Source organism: Kineococcus anabasis (assembly GCF_054590795.1).
Window position 1 is genome coordinate 119,277 of the sequence record NZ_BAAIHU010000011.1, and the last position, 23,044, is coordinate 142,320.

Sequence of the window (23,044 nt, forward strand, 5' to 3'; positions counted from 1 at the left end):
CCGGTCCGGCACCGGGCGGGGTCAGCCCTCCCGGGCCCTGCGGGTCTCGCGGTCGTTGGCCTTGCGGATCGCCTGCACCAGCTCGTCCTTGGTCATGGAGGAGCGGCCGGGGACGTCGAGCCGCTGCGCGATCCCCAGCAGGTGCTCCTTGGTGGCGTTGGCGTCCACACCACCCGCGGTGGGGCGGCCGGTGTCCCTGCCGCCCTCGGCCTGCGGGTCGGAGGGCCCCTTGTGGTCCTTGGGCTCCCAGTGGTCGCCGACCTTCTCGTGGGTGTGCTTCAGCGCCGCGTAGGCCGTCCGGTGGGCGCGCTCACCGTCGCCGTACTCCTCCTCGGCGTGCTCCAGCGTCTTCGCGTACGTCCGCTGCGCCTTGGCGTCGGAGCGGGCGATCGTGCTGGGCAGGTCGTCCGGGTCGGGCTGGTCCGGGTTCGTCGCCATGGCGGCGCGGTACCCGGGGCGGGATCGGGCAAACGGGCCGCCGCGTCGACCGGCGGCCTGCTGGGTATGACCTGTCCATGACCGGCCACCCCACCGACGTGCACGACGACGTGCGCCGCGCGGCGCTGCCCCTGCGCGACGAGGGCGACCTCGACCCGCTGCTGGAGCGCATCGGCGACGCCCGGTTCGTGCTGCTGGGCGAGGGGTCCCACGGGACGTCGGAGTTCTACACGTGGCGGACCGCGATCACCCGCCGGCTCGTCACCGGGAAGGGTTTCTCCTTCGTGGCGGTGGAGGGCGACTGGCCCGACTGCCACCGGGTGAACTGCTCGGTCACCGCCGCGCCCGGCGCACCGCAGGACCCGGCGGAGGTGCTGCAGGGGTTCGGGCGGTGGCCGACGTGGATGTGGGCCAACGAGGAGGTCGTGGACCTCACCCGCTGGCTGCGGGGGCACAACCTCACCCTGCCGGAGGACGAGCGGGTCGGCTTCTACGGGCTGGACGTGTACAGCCTGTGGGACTCCCTGCGGCAGACGCTGGGGTACCTGCGGGAGCACGAACCCGCGCACGTGGACGCCGCGCTGGAGGCCTTCTCCTGCCTGGAGCCGTTCGCGGAGGACCCGCAGGAGTACGCGATCGCCACCCGGCGCTGGGTTCCCACGACGTGCGAGGGGGCGGTGGCGGAACTGCTCGCCCGCCTGCGCAGCTCCCCCGACGGCACCGGCCGCGCACGGGACGCCCGGTTCGGGCGGTGGTGTGGGAGCACAACACCCACATCGGGGACGCCCGGTACACCGACATGGCGGCGGGCGGCATGGTGAACGTCGGCCAGCTCGTGCGGGAGCGGCACGGCGAGGACGACGCGGTGCTGGTGGGTTTCGGGACCCACAGCGGCAGCGTGGTCGCCGCCCGCGCCTGGGACGAGCCGTCGCGGTCGCTGCCGCTGCCCTCCGCGCGCGCGGGCAGCCTGGAAGCCCTGCTGCACGAGGCGCTGCACGACGCGCCCACCGGGCCGGACGCCCTGTTCGTGTTCCCGCGGGCACCGGAGCAGCCGGACTGGCTGGTGGAGGTGGTGGACCACCGGGCCGTGGGCGTCGTGTACCGCCCCACCCTGGACCGGGTCCGCAACTACGTCCCGACCGTGCCCGGCCGCCGCTACGACGCGTTCTGCTGGCTCGACCGGACCCGCGCGCTGACCCCGCTGCACCAGGAACCGCGCGCCGGCGAGGAGGACGACACCTGGCCGTTCGGGGAGTGAGACCGCATGCCCCCCGCCGTCGCGGGTAGGGGGCGGGTGACCGCGACGACGACCGGAGGGGACACCGTGTCCGACGAGTTCAGCAAGGGCGACAAGGTCGAGTGGAAGAGCCACGGCAGCACCGCCGAGGGCACCGTGGAGAAGAAGATCACCGAGCGCACCGAGGCGGCGGGCCGCACGGTCGCGGCCTCGGAGGACGAGCCGCAGTACCTCGTGAAGAGCGAGAAGTCCGGTGGCGAGGCCGTGCACAAGCCCGGCGCGCTGCACGAGAAGGAGTGAGCGGGGGCGCCGTGAGCACGACGAGGGCACCCGAGGGCCTCGAGGAGGTCTGGGACGACTTCCGCTCCGCGGTCAACATGTCCGCCGGGCAGCTGGAGGAGTGGCTGGACACCGACGAGTCGCAGTCCGTGGGCCAGAAGGACCCCGGCGGCGACGAGTCCACCGGGCACGCCTCCGGCCGGCGCATCGTCCAGATCCTGCACACGAAGAAGGGCGACCTCGACGACGACGACGTCCAGCACATGCACAAGGTCGTCGGCTACGTCCACCGCCACCTCGCCCAGCGCCCCGACGGGGACGTGGAGCACAGCCGGTGGCGGTACTCGCTGATGAACTGGGGTCACGACCCGCTGGAGGGTTGAGGTGCCCGGGACGACACCGCCGGGGCAGCCGCCCGGGCGGACGGGGACAGAGCCGCGGACCGCGCGCTCACCGCTGCAGCTGCGCCTGGTGCTGGCCGTCTTCGGCGTGCTCTTCTGCGGGGCGTTCGCGGTGGTGGCCCTCACGTCGGCGGACCGCCCCGGCTGGCTCACCGCCCTGGGGGTGGTCACCGCGCTCCTGGCGGTGGCCGGCGTCGTCGACGCCGTCGTGGTCACCGGCCGCATCAGGCGTTCGCACGCCGGGAGGCTCTGAGCGTCCCACCGACCGGGTGCCTCAGCGGGCACATCCTGTAGGACCGTCTCCGCCCTGCACCCCGGATCGTCGACCGGCGTACGGCAGAGGAAGAGGTCGCCCTGTGGTGGGGGGGGGGCCCCCACCACAGGGCGCCCGGCTCACGGGCGGCGCTTGCCGCCCGCGAGCTTGCTGACGATCTTCTGGATGACCGCACCCTTGAGGATCCCGGACACCAGGCCCATGGGCACTCCTTCCCGAGCAGTCGGTGATCTCCCTGTCGGCTGCCGGTACCCCCGCAGCGCCCGGCCATGCGCATCTCGTCCCCCAGGACCCCGACCACGGCCGAGCAGGTGCCGGACGTGGCGGCGGTGCCCGTCGTGCGCCCGCCGCCCGCCCCGGCCCCTCACGCGGCCTTGCCGGGGTGCAGCAGCACCTTCGTCCAGCCGTCCTCGCGGGCGTCGAAGCGCGCGTAACCCTCCACGGCCTGCTCCAGGCCCAGCTCGTGGGAGACGATGATCCCGGGGGTGGCGCGCCCGGCCACGATGAGGTCGCGCAGCTGCCGGTTGTACCGCTTGACGGGTGCCTGGCCGGTGCCCATCTGCTGGCCCTTGGTGAAGAACGTGCCGTAGTCGAAACCGATGCGCCCCTCCTTCGCGCCCTCCGTCGCGGCGCCGGGGTCCTGGGGCACGTACACGCCGACGACACCGATGCCCCCGGCGGCGCGCACCACCTGCACGAGGTTGTCCAGGACGAGCTCGGGGTGCTCCTCGCCGGTGTGGTCGTGGGCCTGGTAGCCGACGGCCTCCACGCCGCGGTCGACACCCTGCCCGCCGGTGGCCTCCAGGATCTGCTGGACGGGGTCACCGGCGGAGAAGTCCACCGGGGTCGCACCGAACCTGCCCGCCAGCGCGAGGCGGTCGGCCTCCTTGTCCACCACGAACACCTGCGAGGCGCCCTTGAGGACGGCGGCGTGCGCGGCCATCAGCCCGACGGGGCCGGCGCCGAACACGGCGACGGTGTCGCCGGACGCCATGCCGGACAGCTCCACACCGTGCCAGCCGGTGGGGAAGACGTCGGAGAGCAGCGTGAAGTCGTTCTCGTGCTCGGTGCCCGCGGGCAGTTCCAGGAGGTTGAAGTCCGCGTACGGCACGCGCAGGAACTCCGCCTGCCCGCCGTCGTAGGGGCCCATGTTCGCGTAGCCGTACGCTGCGCCGTCGACGCCCTCGGTGGGGTTGGTGCGCAGGCAGAACGAGGTCCAGCCGTGCTCGCAGTTGCGGCAGGAGCCGCAGGCGATGTTGAACGGCACCGAGACGCGGTCGCCGACCTTGATCCGGTCGACACCGGGGCCGACCTCCTCGACGATCCCCATGTTCTCGTGGCCGAGGACCTTGCCCTCCTCCACGCTCGTGCGCCCCTCGTACATGTGCAGGTCCGAGCCGCAGATGTTGGTGGTGGTGATGCGGATGACGGCGTCGTTCGGCTGCTCGACGCGCGCGTCCGGCACCTCCGCCACCTCGACCCTGCGCGGGCCCTGGTAGACGACGGCCTTCATGTCTGCTCCTCCGGGTCGGGACGGGCGACCGCTCGCGCACGGCCGCACGGGTTCCCCGCGCTCCTACCCGCCGGCCCCGGGCCCATGCGGAGGTCGTCCAGCGTTCACCTACCCGTGCCGGGCTGCGCAGCCGTCACTCCGGGGTGCCTCACGTCCGCGCCGTCGTCCCCCCATCGCCAGCAGGGCGGAGGAGGCGATGGGGAACACCGCGGGCGGCAGCAGGCTGAGGATGTCGTCCGCCCACGCCGCCAGCAGGTCGACCGACGGCCTCGCGGGTCCTCCGCGCACCGCGCGCGTGCCGCCACCTCGGAGATCCGTGACCAACGAGACGCTCCGCGCAGGCACACGGTCCGCGGCGAGCGCGGCGGCCTCCTCGGTGACCACCTCCCGGGGCAGGAGGACGGCGTCGATGTCGACGGTGACGCGGCGGACGTACTAGGCCGGGGCGATGGCCGCGCCGCCCACGAGGTACAGCTCCGCGCGCACACCGCGGGCGTCGAGGCGCCGGCCCAGCTCGGTGAGCAGCTGCCGGATCGCCGCGGCGTCCAGCTCGATCCGGCCGGAGCCGTGCGGGGGCGCCACCTCAGACCGCCCGCAGGGCGTCGGCGGTGATCCAGGTGCCGAGTTCGCCCAGTTCCGGCGGGGTGCGAGCAGCGGCGGCGCCGCGACGAACCACCACTGCCGCGACGGCCCGCACCGCGTCCAGGCGGGGCGGTCGATCCCCGCCAGACGGCACTCGCGCCCCACGGCGGCGGCGAGCAGGTGGGGGTACCGCCCGCTCGCGGGGGAGCCCAGCGCTCGTCACCGGTGGACGCGGGGGGCAGCAGGAACAGGTCGCGGTCGGCGGGCAGCTCCAGCGACCGCAGCACCGCCAGGGCGTGCGCGAGGAGCCGCAGCGCGAACGTGGTGTCCCCGCGCTCCAGCTCCGCGGCGAGCGCGCGCGCGGTGGAGGGAGCGGTGGGCAGGTCCCCCGCACGTAGCGCGAGGCGGGGCCGGGGGCGAGGAGTGCGGCCGCCCGGACCCCGTCGTCCTCGGTCACCGGCGCGGGGGCGCCGGTCAGGGCGGCCGCCCGGTCCGGGTCCAGGCCGAGCGTGCGCAGGTGCGTCCCGGGGCTCGCCACGTGCCGCAGCGCAGGACCGCACCGCACACGGACGCCCCCGCAACCGGTTCCCGGCGCGACGTTCCCGAACAGTGCCGGACATGATCCACCAGACGGCACCCCGCTCACCCACGGGTGGCACGGTTTCACGTACCGTGCGACCCTCGGCGGGCCGGACGGAGATGCCCGGCGGGACGACCTGGAGGTGGTCCGGTATGACACCCGAGGGAACGGCGACGGCCGAACCGCGGACGGCAGGACGCAGGCAGTTCCTCAACGACCCCGACGACGTCGTCGCCGAGGCGCTGGAAGGGTTCGAGCGCGCGCACCCGCGGCTGGTGCGCTGGAACCGCGAGCCCAGCTACGTGATCCGCGCGGACGCCGGGACGGGCGCCCGCCGCAAGGTCGGGCTGGTGTCCGGGGGCGGCTCCGGGCACGAACCCCTGCACATCGGTTTCGTCGGCACCGGGATGCTCGACGCCGCGGTCCCCGGGCAGGTGTTCGCCAGCCCCACCGCGCTGCAGGTGTCCGCCGCCACCCGCGCCGTGGACTCGGGCGCGGGTGTCGTGCAGATCGTGAAGAACTACACCGGCGACGTGCTGAACTTCCGCATCGCGCAGGAGATCGCCTCCGACGAGGGCGCGCGGGTGCGGCAGGTCCTCGTCGACGACGACCTCGCCACCGACCCGCTGCTGACCGGCAACCCCGACGGGCCGGGCCGGCGCGGCACGGCGGCCGTCCTGGCCGTGGAGAAGATCTGCGGCGCGGCCGCCGAGGCCGGGGCCGACGTCGTGGAGGTCGCCGAGCTCGGCCGCCGCGTCGCCGGCTCGGCCCGCACCCTGTCGATGGCGCTGCAGGCGGGCACCCACCCGGGGCAGCACCGGCCCTCCTTCGACCTCGGTCCCGCCGAGGTCGAGTACGGCGTCGGCATCCACGGCGAGCGCGGGGTGGGGCGCAGGGCGTTCGGCACGGCCGCGGAGCTGGTGCCGCAGCTGACGACGCCCGTGGTGGAGGCGCTCGGCCTGGCCCGCGGCGACGCGGTCCTCACCATCGTGAACGGCCTCGGCTCCACCACCCCCCTGGAGCTGTCGCTCGTCTTCCGGGAGGTGACGCGGGTCCTGGACGGGCTCGGCGTCACCACCGCCCGCTCCCTCGTGGGGCCGTACGTGACCGCGCTCGACATGACGGGGTGCTCCGTGACGCTGGTGAAGGTGGACGAGGACCTGGTGCGCCTGTGGGACGCACCCGTGCGGACGGCGGCCCTGACGTGGTGAGCGGGGCGGGCAGGCAGGCGGCGCAGGCCGCCGCGGACCTCAGCGTCAGCACCTCCGGCCCTGCCGCGGGCACCGACGGGCTGAGCGTGGTGCAGCCCACCGCCAGCGCGCGGCGGGCCGTCGTGGACGTCGAGCGCGCCCGCAACTGGTGGGACGGCTTCGCCCGCCAGGTCGAGGAGCGCTGCGAGGAGCTCACCGAGCTCGACCGCATCGCCGGCGACGGCGACTTCGGCACGAACCTGCGCTCGGCGGTCCGCAAGGCGCAGCGCCGGCTGGAGCAGGCCCCGCCGCGGGACGTCGGGGACGTCTTCACGGGCGTGTCGCTGGGCTTCCTCGACACCGGCGGCACGAGCGGCCCGCTGCTGGGCATGTTCTTCCGGGAGTTCGCCAAGGCGTGCGAGGGCCTGCCCGTCGTGGGCAGCGACGTGCTGGCCCGCGCGGCGCGTGCCGGCACGGAGGTCGTGCAGCGCCTCGGCGGCGCGTCGGTGGGCGACAAGACGTTCGTGGACGCCATGGCCCCGGCCGCCGACGCACTGGAGGGGGCCGTGGCCGCCGGCCAGGAGGTGACGGCCGCGATGGGCGCCGCGTACCGGGCCGCCGCCGACGGGGCGCGCGCCACGACGACGATGCTGGCCCGGCGCGGGCGCGCCAGCTACGTCGGGGACGTGGCCCGCGGCGTGGTCGACCCCGGCGCCCTCGCCGTCGCGTGGTTCTACGAGCGGGGCGCCACCGCCGCCTGACGCCCCGTCACCGCTGCCGGGCCCGGGCGGCCCGCCCCGGAGCCGGTCACCCGTTGTCACCAACCGCAGGCTGGTGGATCCGCGGAGGGCACTTATCCTCGGAGGGTGATGGAGCGGGTCAGCGACAGGGCCGAGGCGGCGATCCTCCCCGAGGTCGTCCACGACGAGTCCGCCGCGATGCTGCTCGTCGACCTGGAGCAGCGCGTGGTGCTCTTCGCCAACGAGCTCGCCGGGCAGCTCGCCCCCGGCCTGCGCCTGCCCGCCGACATCGAGGAGTGGGCCGTCCGCGCGGGGTTGCAGAGCCTGGACGGCGCGGAGCTGGGGGAGGCCTCCGAGCCCCTGACCCGGGTGGCCGCCGGGGAGCCGGTGCAGGGGGAGGTCGTCACCGCCGCCCGCAGCTCCGACGCCAGCGAGGCCCGCGAGCAGCTGTTCGTGGTGGGGCTGCCGCTCACCGGGGCACCCGACCCCCTGTCCCGGCAGGCGCTCGTGGTGTTCCTGCCGGTGCGGGAGGCCGCGGCGGTGCGGCGGGTGCAGCGGGAGGCACGTGACCTGCACTCCCGGGCCGTCATCGCCAGCGACCTGGCCTTCACGATCTCCGACCCGCGCCAGGCCGACGACCCCCTGGTGTGGGTGAACCCGGCCTTCGAGAAGGCCACCGGCTATCTCGCGACCGACGTCCTGGGTACCAACTGCCGCTTCCTGCAGGGCCCGGACACCGACCGGGAGGCCGTCACCCGCATCCGCGCGGCCCTCGACGCCGGGGAGCCGGTCAGCGAGATCCTGCTGAACTACCGCGCCGACGGCACCGCCTTCTGGAACGAGGTGGTCATCTCCCCCATCCGGGACGCGGACGGGACCGTCACCCACCACGTGGGCGTGCAGTCCGACGTGACGCACCGGGTGCGGGCCGAGTTCGAGCGGGACGCGGCGCGGGCGGCGGCCCGCAGCGCCCGCCAGCGCCTGGAGTTCCTCGCCCGCATCACCGACGCCCTCAGCCAGACCCTCGACCCGGAGGAGGCGCTGCGGCTCCTGCCGCACCTCGTCGTGCCGGAGATGGCGCAGTGGGCGTTCGCGACGGTGCTGGACGCCAAGGGCAAGCCGCGGCAGGTCAGCACCAGCCACGAGGACGCCGGCCACGACGGCGACGTGCACCGCTTCCAGGAGCTGCAGGGGCAGTCGCTGCTGGAGACGTCCACCACGCTGCAGGTGCTCCGGGGCGAGCTGGGGCCCACCCTCATCCCCGAGGTCACCCCCGCCCTCCTGGAGGCGGGCGCCGCGCCGGAGCTCGCCTCGACGATCACCAGCCTCGGCCTGGGCAGCGCCATCGTCGTGCCGCTGCGGGCGCGCAACGCCATCACCGGCTCCCTGACCCTGCTCTCCGGGGCCGATCGCGCCCCGTACACCGAGGACGACCTGCAGACGGCGGTCGACCTGGGCCTGCGCGGCGGCCTGGCGCTGGAGAACGCCCGCCTGTACGCGGAGCAGCGGCGCAGCTCCGAGACGCTGCAGCGCAGCCTCCTGACCCCGCCGTCGAGCCCCGCGGGTCTCACGGTCGTCACCCGCTACGTCCCGGCCGCGGAGGCCGCGCAGGTCGGCGGGGACTGGTACGACGCGCTCGCGCAGCCCGACGGCTCCGCGGTGCTCGTCATCGGTGACGTCATGGGCCACGACGTGTCCGCGGCGGCCGCCATGGGTCACCTGCGCACGGTGGTGCGGACCCTGGCCTACGACCGGGAGGCGCGGCCGGCGGAGGTGCTGCGCCGCACCGACCGGGCGATGCAGGGCCTGCAGGTTGACACCCTGGCTACGGCCGTGGTCGCCCAGGTCAGCCCGCCGGGTCCGGGGGGCCGGCGGGAGCTGCGCTGGTGCCGCGCCGGCCACCTGCCGCCCCTGCTGCTGCGCCCGGACGGCTCGGTGGATCTGCTGGACGGCACGGGCCTGGTCCTGGGCATCGACGCCGAGCACGAGCGCGAGGACAGCGTCGGGGAGGTGCTGCCCGGCTCGACCCTGCTGCTCTACACCGACGGCCTGGTGGAACGGCGGGACGTGTCGATGGACGAGCGCATCGACGTCCTGCGGGCGGCGCTGGCGGAGCTGGCGCACCTGCCGCTGGACGAGCTGTGCGACGCGCTGCTGGTGCGGATGCTGCCGGAGGGCAGCGACGACGACGTGGCGGTCGTCGCGGTCCACGTCGACCGCGGCTGAGCCCGCGCCGGCTCGCCCGAGCCGTCCTCGCGTCCCTCAGCCGTCCTTGCGCAGCGGGACGTCGCACCAGACGACCTTGCCCCCGGCGACGTGCTCCACGCCCCACCCGGTGCTGAGGTGCGCCACGAGGGCGATCCCCCGCCCCGAGGTGGCGTCCGGTGGCTGTTCGCGGCGCACGGGCGCCGCCCGGCTGCCGTCGGCGACGTGGACCCGCAGCACGTCCCCGGTGCGCCGCAGGCCGATGCGCAGAGGTGGCGCGCCGTGCTCCACCGCGTTGGCCACGAGTTCCGTGGTGACGAGCTCGACACGGCGCTGCAGGTCCGCGGTCGGCCCGGGGCCGTCGCCCCCGGCGGCCGGCTCCCCGGTGAGCTCGGCGCAGCGCGCGGCGGCCCAGTGCCGGGCCGCCGAGACGGAGCTGAGCCCGAACCCGAGGGCGAGTTCGCTCTCCTGCACCCGGCTCACCCGTGCCCCTCCGATCCGCACCCGTTCCGACCCTGTCCACCCGTGCCATACCCGTTCCCGCCGGTTCCACGAGCCTGCCGGATGCGGGCGGGCCCGGCATCCGGGGACCGGCATCCAGGGACAGGTCGCCACGGACCCCCGCTGCGACCGCCCGGCGTGCTGCTGCGAGCGGGTGAAACCCGCCCGCGGGGCATCCACCGCGGTGCGGGGCACGAACCCCCGTCATGACCACGACGACGCACAGGCCCGCCCACGACGTCGCGGGCGCCACTCCCGCGGACCCCCGGGCCGTCCCCGGCGCGGACCTCGACGCGGACCTCGACATGGAGCGCTATGCGCGCGCCACGACCCGCGTGCGCGTCGACGACCTCGACCTCCCCCGCTTCCGCGAGCGCCCGCTGGCCCCGGAGGTCCTGCGCAGCGTGCGCGCCCTGAGCGACCTGGAGACGCACAGCATCGTGTTCCTGCGGGACCTGCTGGTGACGCCCTCCCACGCGGACGCGGCGGTGTCGGCGTTCCTGACGATGTGGAACTACGAGGAGTACGGCCACGGGCAGGCGCTGGACGCGGTGCTGGCCGAGCACGGCCTCGACGTCAGCGACGCCCGCCTGGCCCGGCGCCGCGCCGGGCAGGGCTGGTGGGGGCGGATGGCACCGGTGCGCCGCTCCCTGCTGGCGAACGCGGTGGGCGAGGACTTCGTCGCGGTGCACCTGACGTGGTGCCTGGTCGCGGAGCGGGTGTCGCAGGAGGCGTACCTGAGCCTGGCGGCACGGTGCGGCGACGAGGTGCTGGCGGAGCTGCTGCACCGCATCGCGGCGCAGGAGGAGCGGCAGGGGCGCTGGTGCGAGGCGCAGGCCCGCACCCGCCTGGCGGGCAGCGCCCGCACCCGCCGGGTGGTGCGCGCGGCGCTGCGGACGTCGTTCTCCGCCCCCGGCGCGAAGGCCCTGCCGGCGGCGGAGACGCGGCACCTGGCCCGGCACCTGTTCGGCGGCGCGGACGGGCCGGCCACCGCGCGCCGCATCGACGCCGAGCTGGGCACCCTGCCCGGCCTGGCGGGCCTGCACGTCACCGAGCGCGCCCTGGTGCGGTCGCTGGGCTGACCCGCCGCGCGCTCGCCGGGTCGCGGCCCGCCGCGCTCACCCCCTCCGCAGCTCGCGCGGGTCGCGGTGGCGCGGCTGGGAGGGCCTGGGCTGCTCCGGCAGCGGCCCGACGGGCAGGGTCCGGGGGGAGCCGGGCTCGACGGTGAACTCCTCCCCGTGGTGGCAGGTGTCCACCGGGCCGCCGTGCACCACGGTGTAGGTGGCCTCCTGGGCGTCCCCGTCCCGCCGCACGACGACCTCCAGGCAGGAACCGCGGTGCAGGGTGCGGAAGCACAGCTCCGTCAGGCCCTCCGGCAGCCTCGGGCTGAAGGCGAGGCGGCCGTCGGCGTCGCGCATCCCGCCGTAGCCGGCGACGAGGACGGACCAGGCCCCCGCCAGGGAGGCGATGTGCAGGCCGTCGGCCGTGGAGGCCCGCAGGTCGTGCAGGTCCACGAACGCGGCCTCCCACACGTAGTCCTGCGCGAGGCCGAGGTGCCCCACCTCGGCGGCGATCACGGCCTGGGTGCTCGCGGAGAGGGAGGAGTCCCGGACGGTGAGCCCCTCGTAGTAGTCGAACGCGCGGCGCTTCTCCTCCGGGGTGAACGCGCCGGGGCGCAGGTGCATCGCCAGCACCAGGTCGACCTGCTTGGCGACCTGGCGCCGGTAGAGGCTGAAGTACGGGAAGTGGTCGGCCAGCGGGTACTGCTCCGGCGCGGTGCCCTCGAAGTCCCAGCGCAGCCGGTCCCCGGAGCCGGCGTCCTGCACGTGCATCCCGTCGGCGTCGCGGGGGACGTGGACCGCGTCGGCGAGGCGCTCCCACGTGGCGATCTCCTCGTCGTCCACGCCCAGGTCGCGGGCGCGGCCGGGGAAGCGCCGGGCGAGGTCGATCGCGGCGCGCAGGTTCGCCTGCGCCATGAGGTTGGTGTACGCGTTGTCGTTCACCAGCCCGCTGTACTCGTCGGGCCCGGTGACCCCGTCGACGTGGAAGCGGCTCTCCTCGTCCTCCCGGCCCAGGACCACCCAGGTGCGGGCGGTCTCCACGACCAGGTCGGTGGCGACGTCGCGGGCGAAGTCCTCGTCGCCGGTGGCGTCCAGGTGGCGCACGGCGGCGTCGGCGACGTCGGCGTTGAGGTGCACCGCGGCGGTGCTCGCCGGCCAGTACCCGGAGCTCTCCCGGCCGGTGATGGTCCGCCACGGGAACGTCGCGCCGGCCAGGCCCAGCTCGGCGGCCCGGGCGCGGGCGGCGGGCAGCATGGCGTGCCGCCAGCGCAGCGCCGCGGCGGCCGCCTCGGGGTAGACGTGGTTCAGCATGGGCAGCACGAACACCTCGGTGTCCCAGAACGTGTGCCCGTCGTAGCCGACACCGGTGAGGCCCTTGGCGGGGATGCCGCGGTCGGCGGCGCGCGCGGAGGCCTGCAGGACGTGGAACAGGGCGAAGCGCACCGCCTGCTGCAGGTCGCCGTCGCCCTCGACGCGCACGTCGGCCCGCTCCCAGAACTCCTCCAGCCGCTCGCACTGCTCGCGGGCCAGGCCCTCCCACCCGGCGCGGCGGCCGGCCTCCAGCTCCGCGTCGAGGTCCCCGAGGAGGGCCTCGCGCTCCTGCCGGTCCGACCAGCCGAGGGCGACGTACTTCACCACGCGCAGCGAGCCGCCGGGCCGCAGCCGCACCCGGGCGGTGGTGACGAGGCGGTCGGGCAGGCCGTGGGTGGCGACGGCGACGTCGGCGGGCCCGGTGATGTCGTGCGTGGCGGCGGCGGCGACGGCCAGCCCGCTGCCGTCGGTGCGCTGGCGCAGCCGCCCGCCGGCGCGGTCGGTGTCCACGTCGGGGTCGTGCAGCTCCTCGCTGGCGACAACCGCGGAGCGCACCTCCACCTCGACCCCGTCCGGGGCGGCACCGGTCGCGTCCTCCGGCAGCTCCACGCGGTAGTCCACGGCCAGCAGGCGGGGGTGCGTGAGCGGCACGAGGCGCTCCGAGCGCACCCGGACGGCGCTGCCGGAGGGCGAGGTCCAGGACACGGTGCGGCGCAGGGTGCCGCTGCGCAGGTCCAGGGTCCGCTGGTGCTCGTGCAGCTCGCCGCTGCGCACGTCGAAGCGCTCGCCGTCCACGAACAGCTCGATGCGGGTCGGGTCGGGCACCGCGACGATCCGCTCCTGCGCCGTCGGGTAGCCGTAGCTCGCCTCCGGGTAGCTGACGGGCAGCAGCTCGTGGGCGCCGCTGAGGTACGTGCCGGGAGACCCGGCGGGCGAGCCCTCGTCGAGGTTGCCGCGCACGCCGAGCCGGCCGTTGGCCAGGGTCAGCAGCGCCTCGGTCCGGTTGAGCCGCGACAGGTCGAGCGGCCCCTCGTGGACGGCCCAGGGGGCGGCGGGGTCGAGGTCCATGGGCGGATCCCACCAGCACCGGGCGGGTGGCGCACCCCGGCCCGGGGCCGTCCGGGGGACGCGGGGGGGGCTCAGCGCAGCCGGCTGAACTCCTCCGCCTGGTCGGGGGGCCCGGCGACGATGACGGTGTCGCCGATCTGCAGGACGGTGTCCTCGGTGGCGTAGGTGAACCGGCCGCCGCGGGGTTTGACGGCGACGACGGTGACGCCGTGCCGGGAGCGGATCTGGCACTCGGCCAGCCGGCGGCCGACGGCCTCGGCGGGGGCGCCGGTGGTGACGAGCGCGAAGTTCTCGTCGACCTGGACGTAGTCCTTCATGCTGCCGCGCACCAGGTGGGCCAGGCGCCGGCCCATGTCGGCCTCGGGGTAGACGACGTGCGGCACGCCGAGCTGGGTGAGGATCTCCCCGTGGGCGGAGGTGAGGGCCTTGGCCCAGACCTGCTCGATGCCCATCCGCAGCAGCAGCGACGTGGTGAGGATGCTGGCCTCCACGTCGAGGCCGATGGCGACCACGGCGCGGTCGAAGTCGGGCACCGACAGCTGCCGCAGCGCCTCCTCGCTGGTGGCGTCGGCCTGCACGACCTGCGTGAGGTAGCCGTTCAGCTCCTGCACGGTCCGCGGGTCGTCGTCGATGCCGAGGACCTCGGTGCCCTCGGCCATCAGCTCCAGGGCGAGGGCGCGGCCGAAGCGGCCGAGGCCGATGACGACGACGGAGTCGGCGGCGGCGACGCGGCGGGCGGCGCGCAGGCCCCTGCGGCCGGGCCGCCGGGAGCGGCGGAGGAAGCTAGCCAATGACGGGTCTCTCCTCGGGCAGTTCGTACAGCCGCGGGCGCTGTCGCAGCGCCAGGGCGGAGGCGAGGGTGACGGGGCCCAGACGCCCCAGGAACATGAGCACGACGAGCAGGAGCTTGGCCGCGTCGGGCAGCCCCGCGGTGATGCCGGTGGACAGCCCGACCGTGGCGAAGGCGGAGACGGACTCGAACAGCACCACGGACAGCCGGTGCTCGGTGAGGAGCAGCAGCCCGAACGTCCCCGCCACGACCGCGGTGGCCCCGAGGACGACGACCGCCAGGGCCTGCCGCTGCGCGCTGCGGGGCAGCCGCCTGCCGAACGCCGTCACGGACTGCTCGCCGCGGATCTCGGCGAGGACGACGAGCAGCACCACCGCCACGGTGGTGATCTTCAGGCCGCCCGCGGTGCCGGCCGGGCCTGCGCCGACGAGCATGAGGACGTCCGTGGCCAGCAGGGTCTCGTCGGTGAACTTCCCCACGTCCACGCTGTTGAACCCGGCGGTGCGGGAGACGACGGAGTGGAAGAACGCCGCCAGCAGTTTGCCGGGCGTGCCGAGCGGGCCGAGGGTACCGGGGTTGTCCCACTCCAGCGCCGCGGTCACGGCGGCACCCAGGGGCAGCAGCAGCGCGGTGGCGGTGAGGACGAGCCTCGTGCCGAGGGACCAGCGCAGCGGTGAGCGCAGCTCGCGGCGCAGTTCCAGCAGCACGGGGAACCCCAGGCCGCCGACCACGACCGCCGCGGCGATCGGCAGGCAGATCCACGGGTCCTCGGCGAAGCGGACGAGGTTGTCGGACCACAGGCCGAACCCGGCGTTGTTGAACGCGGAGACGGCGTGGAACCCGCCCAGCCACACCGCGCGCCCGACCGGCTCGCCGTAGGCGGTGGCGAAGCGCACGGCCAGCACCGCCGCCACGCACCCCTCCACGACCAGGCTGGTGCGGGCGATCCCGAGCAGCACCCGCCGCACGTCCCCGGAGGCGAGGCTGCGCGACTCGGTGGTGGCGGTGAGCCGCGCGCTCAGGCCGAGCCGGCGCGCGAGCAGCAGGCCGAGCAGCGACGCGGCGGTCATGACGCCGAAACCGCCGAGCTGGATCAGCCCGGCGATCACGACCTGCCCGAAGGGGCTCCAGTAGGTGGCGGTGTCGACGGTCGCCAGGCCGGTGACGCAGACGGCGGACGTGGCGGTGAACAGCGCGTCCACCCAGGGTGCACCATCGGTCGCCACGCGGGAGACGGGCAGCAGGAGCAGCACGGTCCCGGCGGCGACGGCCGCCGCGAACGCCGCCGCGATGAGCTGGGCGGGGCGGGCGGGGTGGACGGAGCGCGCGGGCGCGGCCGGCCGCGGACCGCCCGCCTCGCGCTGCCGGGGAGGAGGCACCGGGCGACCCTAGCCACGCACCGCGGCGCGGCGCACCGTGACGTGGCGTCGGGTTCCCGCCCGCGGAGCGGGTGGTCGTCTAGGGTCGGGCCCGGCGACGACACGACGGGAGCGTGCGGTGAGCGTGAGGTGGGGTTTCGTCGGCACGGGCGGGATCGCGGAGAAGGTCGGCGCGGCACTGGGCGCCGCGGAGGGCGGCACGCGGTTCGCGGTGGCCTCCCGCAGCACCGACCGCGCGGCGCGGTTCGCGGCGGACAACGGTTTCGAGCGCTCCTACGGGTCGGTGGAGGAGCTCGCCGCGGACCCGGACGTGGACGTCGTCTACGTCGCGACGCCGCACCCGCAGCACCTGGCCGCGGCCCGTGCGGCGCTGGCCGCGCGCAAGCCGGTGCTGGTGGAGAAGCCCATCACGGCCACGCTGGCGGGGGCGCGGGAACTGGTGCAGCTCGCCCGGGACGCCGGGGTGTTCTGCATGGAGGCGTACTGGACGAGGTTCGTGCCCGGCACGGTGGCGCTGCTGGAGCTGATCCGGCGCGGCGACATCGGGGAGGTCCGCTCGGTGCACGCCGACCTGGGCTTCCGGGCACCGCAGGAGGCGGCCCGGTTCTGGGACCCCGCGCTCGGCGGCGGGGCGCTGCTCGACCTGGGCCCGTACCCGGTGCGGCTGGCGCACCTGCTGCTGGGCCCGCCGACGAGCGTGCACGCGGCCGGTTCCCTGGCACCCACCGGTGTCGACGCGCAGGCTGGGCTGCTGCTCGGGCACGCCGGGGGCGCGGTGTCGATGCTGTCGGCGAGCATCGTCTCCCGCAGCGCCAGCCGGGCGTGGGTCGAGGGCACGGAGGGCTGGGTCGAGGTGGGCGACCCGGTCTACGAGATGAACCGCCTGGTGCTGCACCGGGGCGGGGAGGCGCGGCCCGTGGAGCTCGAGCCCTCCCGCGGCCACACCCACATGCTGGAGCACGTCCACGAGTGCCTCGCCGCCGGGCGCACGGAGAGCCCGCTGGTGCCGCTGAGCGGGACGCTGGAGGTCATGGCCGTGCTGGAGGAGGCGCTGGAGGCCCTGGGCGCGACCCGCCCCGCCGAGGTCGGCTGAGCGCACCCGCCCCTCCCCTCACCCGCCCGCGCCCGTCCCACCCGCCCATCTCCGGGTTTCGGCGGCGTCCGCGCCCGTCTCACTCACCCATCTCCGGGTTTCGGCGCCGTCCGCGCCCGTCCCACCCACCCATCTCCGGATTTCGGCGCCTCGCGGGGCTCCCCGGGGCGCCGAAACCCGGAGATGGGCGGGGTGGGGCGCGGGAAAAGGGGCGCGGGAAAAGGGGCGCGGCGTGAGGGGGCGCGGCTCACCCGCCCCAGCGGCCGGTGGCGGCGAGGCGCTCCAGCCACGTCGTGCAGGGCGGGGTCCCGCGCTCGCGCACGAGGTCCGCGGCGAGGGAGCCGGGCGGGGTCTTCCCGGCCCGGCCCCGCGCCTGCTCCACGATCGCGTCGGTGATGCTGCGCGCGAGGTCCAGGCGGGGCAGCGCCGCGTGCACCGCCGCGGCCGTCCCCCGCGGCACGATCTCCGCGCCGCGGCCGAAGTCCATCCCGATCCCGGCGCGCGCGAGGGCCACCTCGGGCTGCTTGCGCTCGGCGATCCCCGCGGAGGTGTGCAGCGCGATCGCGTCCCACACCAGGGCCGCGCGCGGCTCGGCGACACCGTGGGAGCGCAGCAGCGCCACCGCCGCGTCGGCGCCGTCCACCTCGAAACGCGCGCCGGTGTCCGCGGCAGCGGTGAGGCCGAGGTCGTGCAGCACGCACGCGGCGAACAGCAGCTCGTCGTCGTAGTCCTCCCCCGCCGCCCAACCGCGCGAGGCGGCGGCGAGGCGGGCGAACAGGTAGCTGCGGACGCTGTGGTTGAGCAGGAACTCCTCCTCCGCCTCCCGCGCGGCGGCGTACGCGGCGCGCGCCAGGGGGGTGGTGGGCAGCTCGACGCCCGCGACCTGCGCGAGCAGCCCGGTGGCGGCCGGCAGCGGCCGGCGCACGGGGCCGCGCGGGGTGTGCTCCAGGTCGCGGGCGACCTCCCGGGCCCGGGCGGCGCCGGCGAACCGCTCCACGAGCCACAGACCGAGGTCGATGCCCGCGGTGAGGCCGCCGGAGGTCACCACGTCCCCGTCGTCGACGACGCGGGCGGCGGGGTCCGCGATCGCGCCGGCCGCCGCGAGGTCGGCCAGCGCCCCGGCGTTGGTGACGGCCGGGCGGCCCCGCAGCAGACCCGCGGCCCCGAGCAGCAGCGCGCCGGTGCACACCGACGCCAGCAGGGTGCCGTCCGCGGCGAGGGCCGCCAGCGCGCGGGGCAGCTCCCCGCGCTGGGCCTGCGCCCAGGCCCCCTGCGGCGCCCGCGTCGTCCACCCGCCGCCGGGGACGACGACGACGTCCGCGCCGGGCCCGAGGGGGCGGACGGGGACCACGCGGCTCCCGTGGGCGGAGACGACCTGGCGGGGTTCGCCGCAGGAGACCAGCGCGACCTCGGCGCCGGCGACGGCCAGGACGTTCAGGGGCCCGAAGACGTCGAGGTCCTCGAAGCCGTCGAACACGACGACGTCAGCTCTCATGCCTGGATCGTGCGGCCGCGGGGGTTTCCCGGCCAGTGGCGCTGCGGCCGTCCTCCCCAAGGATCCGGCCACCACCCCGGCGGGCTCGCGGCCGGTACGGTCGCGGGGTGCACCGCGTCGCCGTCCTCGCCCTCGACGACGTCGTCGCGCTGGACCTGGCGATCCCCGCGCAGGTCTTCGGCCACCGCGAGCAGGTGGAGTACTCCCTCACCCTGTGCGGGGTGCGGCCCGGCCCGGTGCGCACCACGACGGGTTTCCCGGTCGTGGCCGGCGCCGGCCTGGGGGCGCTGCGGCGTGCCGACACGGTGGTCGTGCCGGGGTTCGAGCCGCACCTGCGCCCGCCGCCGCCGGAGGTCCTGGACGCCCTGAGCTCCGCGCACGCCCGGGGCCGCCGGGTGATGTCCATCTGCACCGGTGCGTTCGCGCTGGCCGCGGCCGGGCTGCTGGCCGGCCGGCGCGCCACGACGCACTGGCGGCACGCCGCGGAACTGGCCGCGGCGTACCCGGACGTCGACGTGGACCCCGCGGTGCTCTTCGTCGACGAGGGGAGCATCCTCACCTCGGCCGGTGTCGCGGCGGGGATCGACCTGTGCCTGCACGTGGTGCGCCTGGACCACGGCGCCCGTGCGGCCGCGTCCGTCGCCCGCCGCATCGTCGTGGCGCCGTACCGGGAGGGCGGGCAGGCGCAGTACCTGGACCGGCCGGTGCCGGGCCCGGACGGCGCGTCCCTGGCGCCCACCCGGCGCTGGGCGCTGGAGAACCTGCACCGGCCGCTGGCGGTCGCCGACCTCGCCGCGCACGCCTGCGTCTCCGCGCGCACCCTCACCCGCCGCTGGCAGGCGGAGACGGGCACCTCCCCGCTGCGGTGGCTCGCCGCGCAGCGGGTCCTGGCGGCGCGGGAGCTGCTGGAGTCCGCCGCGGACCTGCCCCTGCCGGAGGTGGCGCGGCGCTGCGGCCTCGGCACGGCCGAGAACCTGCGGCTGCACCTGCGCCGGGAGCTCGGGACCTCCCCCTCGGCCTACCGCCGCGCGTTCGGCGCACCCCGCGACCGGCAGGGGTGACGGCGGACCCCGCCCGGGTGCCCGCACACGCGACGCGGGGACGTCCCGGCGCGCGACACGGGCGTGTCGCGCGCGGAACGTCCCCGCGTCAGGTGGTGCAGACCAGGTGGTGCAGACCAGGTGGTGCCGGTCAGGTGGTGCCGGTCAGGTGGTGCCGGTCAGGTGGTGCCGGTCAGGTGGTGCCGGTCAGGTGGTGCCGGTCAGGTGGTGCGGGCCGGCAGGGCGCCGGACTCCACGACCCCGGCGTACCAGAGCGCGCTGTCCTTGAGGGTGCGGACCTGCGTGTCGTAGTCGACGTGCACGATGCCGAACCGCTTGGAGAACCCGTAGCCCCACTCGAAGTTGTCGAGCAGCGACCACAGGAAGTACGCCGTGACGGGCGCACCCGCCTCGACGGCGTCGAGCACCGCCGAGAGGTGGTCCTGCAGGTACCCGATGCGGTCCACGTCGTCGACGCGGCCGTTCTCGACGACGTCCGGGTAGGCGGCGCCGTTCTCGGTGACCATGAGCTCCAGGCCGGGGTGCTCGGCGTGCATGCGCAGCAGCAGCTCGCGCATGCCGCGCGAGTCGATGCTCCAGCCCATGTCCGTCTTGGCACCGGGCTGCTCGGGGAACTCCACGAGGTGCGCGCTGCCCACCCACGGGCTGTGCGAGCTGGCACCGTGCCCGTCGGCCTCCTCACGCGGGGAGGCGCCGTCCCAGGCGCGCACCACGGTGGGGCTGTAGTAGTTCACGCCGAGGACGTCGAGGGGCTGGTGGATCAGCTCGGTGTCACCGTCGAGCACGAAGGACCAGTCGGTGACCTCCTTGGTGTCGACGAGGACGTCGGCCGGGTACTCACCGCGCAGGACCGGGTCGAGGAACACCCGGTTCTGCAGCCCGTCGATGCGGCGCACCGCGTCCTGGTCGGCGTCGGAGGTGCCGTCGGTGCGGACCCACGCGAGGTTCAGCGTGAGGGCGACCCGCGCACCCGGGGCCGCCTTGCGCACGGCGACGGACCCGAGGCCGTGGGCGAGGTTGAGGTGGTGCACCGCCGCGAGGGCGGAGGCGGGCTCGGTGCGGCCGGGGGCGTGGACGCCGCTGGCGTAGCCGAGGTAGGCCGAGCACCAGGGCTCGTTGAGGGTGATGAACGTCTTCACGCGGTCCCCGAGGGCGCCGGCGACGACCTCGGCGTACTCGGCGAAGCGCTCGGCGGTCTTGCGGTTGGTCCAGCCGCCCGCGTCCTCCAGGGCCTGCGGCAGGTCCCAGTGGTAGAGGGTGATGGCCGGCTCGATGCCCGCGGCGATGAGCTCGTCGAGGAGCTCGGAGTAGAACCGCAGGCCCTCGGGGTTGACGGGGCCCAGGGCGTCCGGGGTGACCTGCGGGGTGATGCGCGGCCAGGCCACGGAGAAGCGGTAGGCCCCGAGGCCGAGGCGCTTCATGAGGGCGACGTCCTCGCGGAAGCGGTGGTAGTGGTCGCAGGCGACGTCGCCGGTGTCACCGTTGCGGACCTTGCCCGGGGTGCGGGAGAAGGTGTCCCAGATGGAGGGCGTGCGGCCGTCCTCCGCGACGGCGCCCTCGATCTGGTAGGAGGCGGTGGCCGAGCCCCAGACGAAACCGGGCGGGAAGGACCGGGGCGCGGAGCCCGTCTGCTCGTCGGTCGCGGGGCGTTCGTGGATCGTGGTCATGTGGTCGGGACCGCCGGGGGCCGGTGGACCCGCCTCCTCTCAGGTACGGGGTGGGGGTGGGACGGGGAGGCGGTCAGCCCTTGACGGCGCCGGCCATGATGCCGTTGACGATCTGCCGGCCGAGGAGCAGGAACACGATGATCACGGGCACGGTGCCGATGAGGGTTCCGGCCATGATGATCGACTGGTCGGGGACGTAGCCGCTGCCGAGGTTGTTGAGCGCCACCTGGATGGTGGGGTTGGACGAGTTCAGGACGATGACCGGCCAGAAGAACTCGTTCCAGGCCGTCATGAACGTCAGCATCCCGAGGACGGCCATGCCGGGGCGGGCGATCGGCAGCACGATGCTGAAGAACGCCCGGGTGGAGGTGGCTCCGTCCATGCGGGCGGCCTCCAGCAGCTCGTCGGGCAGCGTCTGGACGATGTACTGCCGCATGAAGAACACGCCGAAGGCGGTGACCATCGTGGGCAGGATGACGGACCACAGGTTGCCGGTGAGCCCGATGTCGGACATGACCATGTAGAGCGGCACGACGCCCAGCGTGGGGGGGATCATCAGGGTGCCGATGGTGATGCCGAAGAGCACGTTGTTGCCCTTGAACTTGAGCTTCGCGAAGGCGAAGCCGGCGAGGGTGCAGAACAGCAGGGTGGCGACGGTGATGATGCCGGAGACGATGAAGGTGTTCCACAGCGCCAGGCCGATGTTCTGCTGCTCCAGCGCCTTGACGATGTTCGACCACAGGTCCCCGCCCGGCAGGAACGGCGGGGGCGTGGTGTTCATCTCGGCCATCGGCCGGCTTCCGGCGACGATCATGTAGTAGAAGGGCACGACGAAGAGGAACGCCGTGATCCCCAGCGCGATGTAGGTCAGCGGGCCGGCCTCGTCCGGGGCGCGGTACCTGCGGCGCTTGCCGCCCTCGGGGCCGGGTGCGGCGATGGCCGCCTGGCGCACGGTGGTCGCGGTCATGCCCGGGCTCCCTTCCTGGCGGCCTTGGTGGCCTTCTTGGCGGCGATCAGCGCCGGGTCGCGGTCCCGCATCCGGGCGAGCCACGTGTTCAGCAGCACGAGGACGATGATGAGCGCGAACGTCACCCACGCGATGGCTGCGGCGCGGCCGAGCTGGCCGGGGTCGCCCCAGCCCTGCTGGTACATGAACAGGCCGAGCGTCTGGTACTGGTTCAGGGCGCCGCCGTTCGCGGTGCCGCCGCCGAACAGCAGGGGCTCGGCGAAGAGCTGCGTCGCGCCGATCGTGGAGACGACGACGGTGAAGAGGATCGTGGGGCGCAGGCCGGGCAGGGTGATGTGCCAGAACTGCTGCCAGCGGTTCGCACCGTCCAGGGCCGCCGACTCGTAGAGGTCGTGCGAGATCGACTGCATGCCGGCGAGGAAGATGAGGGCGTTGTAGCCCGCCCAGCGCCAGGTGACGATGACGGCGATGGCGATCTGCGCGGTCCAGTCACCGTTGCGCCAGTCGACCGCGTCGACGCCGAACCAGGACAGGATCCAGTTCGCGAAACCGGCGTCGCGGCCGAAGATCTGCGCGAAGACCAGCGTCGCCGCGGCGGCGGAGGTGGCGTACGGCATGATCATGGAGACGCGGAAGAGGTTGCGCCCGCGCATCTTGTAGTTCAGCAGGTGCGCCAGCCCGATGGCGATCATGAGCTGGGGCACGGTGGACAGGACGCCGAGGGTGAACGTCTTCCACAGCGAGTTGTAGAACTTGGGGTTCTCGAACAGCCAGACGTAGTTCTCCAGGCCGATGAACTCGGAGGTCGACGAGCCCAGCTTGAGCTTGTAGAGGCTGATCCAGCCCGTGTAGACGAGCGGGAACAGCCCGAAGATGATGAAGAGGATGAAGAACGGCGCGATGTAGGCGTACGGGGCGCCCTTCTCCTCCGCGCGGAACAGACGCTGCTTCCACGTGAGCTTCTCGGCCACGACCACGCGCGTGGAGGGACCGGCGGGTGCGGGCGGCGAGGTGGTGCTGGAGAGTGTCATGTCGTCTCCTCGTCGGCGGATCCTGGGGTGCAGAGGTGGGCCGGCCGGCGGGTGGACCCGCCGGCCGGCCCGGGATCTCTCCGGACTTCCCGGTCAGCCGACCGAGTTGCTGATCTNCGGGGGGGGGGGGGGGGGGGGGGGGGGGGGGGGGGGGGGCCCCCCCCCCCCCCGGCCCGGGATC

22 protein-coding genes are annotated in these 23,044 nt (G+C 75.0%); 11 read left to right on the forward strand and 11 right to left on the reverse strand.

Features of this window, described 5'->3' with window-relative positions; all coding sequences use genetic code 11:
* Window positions 1-21 precede the first annotated feature (21 nt).
* Window positions 22-438 (reverse strand): ChaB family protein, encoded by a 417-nt coding sequence (locus ACYQBY_RS18230; RefSeq protein ID WP_459645305.1) that lies wholly within the window; start codon window positions 436-438, stop codon window positions 22-24.
* Between the two features lie 77 nt (window positions 439-515).
* Between ACYQBY_RS18230 and ACYQBY_RS18235 the strand changes: the two genes are divergently transcribed.
* The 5 genes from ACYQBY_RS18235 to ACYQBY_RS18255 all read left to right on the forward strand — a co-directional run bounded on the left by ACYQBY_RS18235 (window position 516) and on the right by ACYQBY_RS18255 (window position 2,608).
* Complete coding sequence (locus ACYQBY_RS18235; RefSeq protein WP_459645306.1) at window positions 516-1,259, forward strand: erythromycin esterase family protein; 744 nt, start codon at window positions 516-518, stop codon at window positions 1,257-1,259.
* A complete protein-coding gene (locus tag ACYQBY_RS18240) occupies window positions 1,190-1,696 on the forward strand; it encodes an erythromycin esterase family protein (protein WP_459645307.1) in 507 nt (168 codons plus the stop codon). The genes ACYQBY_RS18235 and ACYQBY_RS18240 overlap by 70 nt, the downstream gene beginning before the upstream one ends.
* Window positions 1,697-1,762: 66 nt before the next feature.
* On the forward strand, window positions 1,763-1,975 hold the full coding sequence (locus ACYQBY_RS18245) for a hypervirulence associated TUDOR domain-containing protein (RefSeq protein WP_459645308.1): 213 nt from the start codon (window positions 1,763-1,765) through the stop codon (window positions 1,973-1,975).
* Between the two features lie 11 nt (window positions 1,976-1,986).
* Window positions 1,987-2,337: a DUF3140 domain-containing protein gene (locus ACYQBY_RS18250; RefSeq protein ID WP_459645309.1), complete on the forward strand. Its 351-nt coding sequence runs from the start codon at window positions 1,987-1,989 to the stop codon at window positions 2,335-2,337.
* A 1-nt stretch (window position 2,338) separates the two neighbouring features.
* Window positions 2,339-2,608 carry a DUF6343 family protein gene (locus ACYQBY_RS18255; protein ID WP_459645310.1) on the forward strand — a complete coding sequence of 90 codons (270 nt, stop codon included), beginning with the start codon at window positions 2,339-2,341 and terminating at the stop codon, window positions 2,606-2,608.
* A 385-nt stretch (window positions 2,609-2,993) separates the two neighbouring features.
* On the opposite strand, the gene ACYQBY_RS18260 is transcribed toward ACYQBY_RS18255, so the two are convergent.
* Together ACYQBY_RS18260 and ACYQBY_RS18265 are read right to left on the reverse strand one after the other, a co-directional pair.
* Window positions 2,994-4,142 (reverse strand): glutathione-independent formaldehyde dehydrogenase, encoded by a 1,149-nt coding sequence (locus ACYQBY_RS18260; RefSeq protein ID WP_459645311.1) that lies wholly within the window; start codon window positions 4,140-4,142, stop codon window positions 2,994-2,996.
* A 435-nt stretch (window positions 4,143-4,577) separates the two neighbouring features.
* Entirely contained in the window at window positions 4,578-4,724 is a 147-nt protein-coding gene (locus ACYQBY_RS18265) for a hypothetical protein (protein WP_459645312.1), read from the reverse strand.
* A gap of 732 nt (window positions 4,725-5,456) precedes the next feature.
* Here ACYQBY_RS18265 and ACYQBY_RS18270 point away from each other — a divergent pair.
* From ACYQBY_RS18270 to ACYQBY_RS18280, 3 genes are all read left to right on the forward strand, one after another.
* Window positions 5,457-6,515, forward strand: coding sequence for a dihydroxyacetone kinase subunit DhaK (locus tag ACYQBY_RS18270; RefSeq protein WP_459645313.1), 1,059 nt, complete (start codon window positions 5,457-5,459; stop codon window positions 6,513-6,515).
* Window positions 6,476-7,255, forward strand: coding sequence for a DAK2 domain-containing protein (locus ACYQBY_RS18275; protein ID WP_459645314.1), 780 nt, complete (start codon window positions 6,476-6,478; stop codon window positions 7,253-7,255). The genes ACYQBY_RS18270 and ACYQBY_RS18275 overlap by 40 nt, the downstream gene beginning before the upstream one ends.
* A 108-nt stretch (window positions 7,256-7,363) precedes the next feature.
* Window positions 7,364-9,460, forward strand: coding sequence for a SpoIIE family protein phosphatase (locus tag ACYQBY_RS18280; protein ID WP_459645368.1), 2,097 nt, complete (start codon window positions 7,364-7,366; stop codon window positions 9,458-9,460).
* A gap of 36 nt (window positions 9,461-9,496) precedes the next feature.
* Here the strand turns inward: ACYQBY_RS18280 and ACYQBY_RS18285 are convergent, their stop codons facing one another.
* Window positions 9,497-9,922, reverse strand: a complete 426-nt coding sequence (locus ACYQBY_RS18285) for an ATP-binding protein (protein WP_459645315.1) — start codon at window positions 9,920-9,922, stop codon at window positions 9,497-9,499.
* A 224-nt stretch (window positions 9,923-10,146) separates the two neighbouring features.
* Here ACYQBY_RS18285 and ACYQBY_RS18290 point away from each other — a divergent pair, with 224 nt between their 5' ends.
* Window positions 10,147-11,022: a ferritin-like domain-containing protein gene (locus ACYQBY_RS18290; RefSeq protein WP_459645316.1), complete on the forward strand. Its 876-nt coding sequence runs from the start codon at window positions 10,147-10,149 to the stop codon at window positions 11,020-11,022.
* A gap of 36 nt (window positions 11,023-11,058) precedes the next feature.
* Here ACYQBY_RS18290 and ACYQBY_RS18295 read toward each other — a convergent pair whose 3' ends face one another.
* From ACYQBY_RS18295 to ACYQBY_RS18305, 3 genes are all read right to left on the reverse strand, one after another.
* A complete protein-coding gene (locus ACYQBY_RS18295; protein ID WP_459645317.1) occupies window positions 11,059-13,380 on the reverse strand; it encodes a glycoside hydrolase family 65 protein in 2,322 nt (773 codons plus the stop codon).
* Window positions 13,381-13,451: 71 nt separating this feature from the next.
* On the reverse strand, window positions 13,452-14,171 hold the full coding sequence (locus ACYQBY_RS18300) for a potassium channel family protein (RefSeq protein WP_459645318.1): 720 nt from the start codon (window positions 14,169-14,171) through the stop codon (window positions 13,452-13,454).
* Window positions 14,164-15,549 carry a TrkH family potassium uptake protein gene (locus ACYQBY_RS18305; protein ID WP_459645319.1) on the reverse strand — a complete coding sequence of 462 codons (1,386 nt, stop codon included), beginning with the start codon at window positions 15,547-15,549 and terminating at the stop codon, window positions 14,164-14,166. Before ACYQBY_RS18305 ends, ACYQBY_RS18300 begins: the two co-directional genes overlap by 8 nt.
* A 118-nt stretch (window positions 15,550-15,667) precedes the next feature.
* Between ACYQBY_RS18305 and ACYQBY_RS18310 the strand changes: the two genes are divergently transcribed.
* On the forward strand, window positions 15,668-16,642 hold the full coding sequence (locus tag ACYQBY_RS18310) for a Gfo/Idh/MocA family protein (protein WP_459645320.1): 975 nt from the start codon (window positions 15,668-15,670) through the stop codon (window positions 16,640-16,642).
* Between the two features lie 247 nt (window positions 16,643-16,889).
* Here ACYQBY_RS18310 and ACYQBY_RS18315 read toward each other — a convergent pair whose 3' ends face one another.
* A complete protein-coding gene (locus tag ACYQBY_RS18315; protein WP_459645321.1) occupies window positions 16,890-18,137 on the reverse strand; it encodes a DJ-1/PfpI family protein in 1,248 nt (415 codons plus the stop codon).
* Window positions 18,138-18,244: 107 nt separating this feature from the next.
* Here ACYQBY_RS18315 and ACYQBY_RS18320 point away from each other — a divergent pair, with 107 nt between their 5' ends.
* Entirely contained in the window at window positions 18,245-19,198 is a 954-nt protein-coding gene (locus ACYQBY_RS18320) for a GlxA family transcriptional regulator (RefSeq protein ID WP_459645322.1), read from the forward strand.
* 200 nt (window positions 19,199-19,398) lie between these two features.
* Here ACYQBY_RS18320 and ACYQBY_RS18325 read toward each other — a convergent pair whose 3' ends face one another.
* The 3 genes from ACYQBY_RS18325 to ACYQBY_RS18335 form a co-directional block, all read right to left on the reverse strand.
* Window positions 19,399-20,865 (reverse strand): GH1 family beta-glucosidase, encoded by a 1,467-nt coding sequence (locus ACYQBY_RS18325; RefSeq protein WP_459645323.1) that lies wholly within the window; start codon window positions 20,863-20,865, stop codon window positions 19,399-19,401.
* A gap of 73 nt (window positions 20,866-20,938) precedes the next feature.
* Complete coding sequence (locus tag ACYQBY_RS18330) at window positions 20,939-21,832, reverse strand: carbohydrate ABC transporter permease (RefSeq protein WP_459645324.1); 894 nt, start codon at window positions 21,830-21,832, stop codon at window positions 20,939-20,941.
* The gene (locus ACYQBY_RS18335) at window positions 21,829-22,863 is read right to left on the reverse strand and encodes a carbohydrate ABC transporter permease (RefSeq protein ID WP_459645325.1); all 1,035 of its coding nucleotides are present in this window, start codon (window positions 22,861-22,863) and stop codon (window positions 21,829-21,831) included. The genes ACYQBY_RS18330 and ACYQBY_RS18335 overlap by 4 nt, the downstream gene beginning before the upstream one ends.
* Window positions 22,864-23,044 lie beyond the last annotated feature (181 nt).

Excerpts from the sequence above, each read along its gene's own strand:
- ACYQBY_RS18230 (WP_459645305.1), bottom strand. The coding sequence starts at position 438 with ATGGCGACGAACCCGGACCAGCCCGACCCGGACGACCTGCCCAGCACG.
- ACYQBY_RS18235 (WP_459645306.1), top strand. The coding sequence starts at position 516 with ATGACCGGCCACCCCACCGACGTGCACGACGACGTGCGCCGCGCGGCG.
- ACYQBY_RS18260 (WP_459645311.1), bottom strand. The coding sequence starts at position 4,142 with ATGAAGGCCGTCGTCTACCAGGGCCCGCGCAGGGTCGAGGTGGCGGAG.
- ACYQBY_RS18270 (WP_459645313.1), top strand. The coding sequence starts at position 5,457 with ATGACACCCGAGGGAACGGCGACGGCCGAACCGCGGACGGCAGGACGC.
- ACYQBY_RS18280 (WP_459645368.1), top strand. The coding sequence starts at position 7,364 with ATGGAGCGGGTCAGCGACAGGGCCGAGGCGGCGATCCTCCCCGAGGTC.
- ACYQBY_RS18290 (WP_459645316.1), top strand. The coding sequence starts at position 10,147 with ATGACCACGACGACGCACAGGCCCGCCCACGACGTCGCGGGCGCCACT.
- ACYQBY_RS18295 (WP_459645317.1), bottom strand. The coding sequence starts at position 13,380 with ATGGACCTCGACCCCGCCGCCCCCTGGGCCGTCCACGAGGGGCCGCTC.
- ACYQBY_RS18315 (WP_459645321.1), bottom strand. The coding sequence starts at position 18,137 with ATGAGAGCTGACGTCGTCGTGTTCGACGGCTTCGAGGACCTCGACGTC.
- ACYQBY_RS18325 (WP_459645323.1), bottom strand. The coding sequence starts at position 20,865 with ATGACCACGATCCACGAACGCCCCGCGACCGACGAGCAGACGGGCTCC.
- ACYQBY_RS18330 (WP_459645324.1), bottom strand. The coding sequence starts at position 21,832 with ATGACCGCGACCACCGTGCGCCAGGCGGCCATCGCCGCACCCGGCCCC.
- ACYQBY_RS18335 (WP_459645325.1), bottom strand. The coding sequence starts at position 22,863 with ATGACACTCTCCAGCACCACCTCGCCGCCCGCACCCGCCGGTCCCTCC.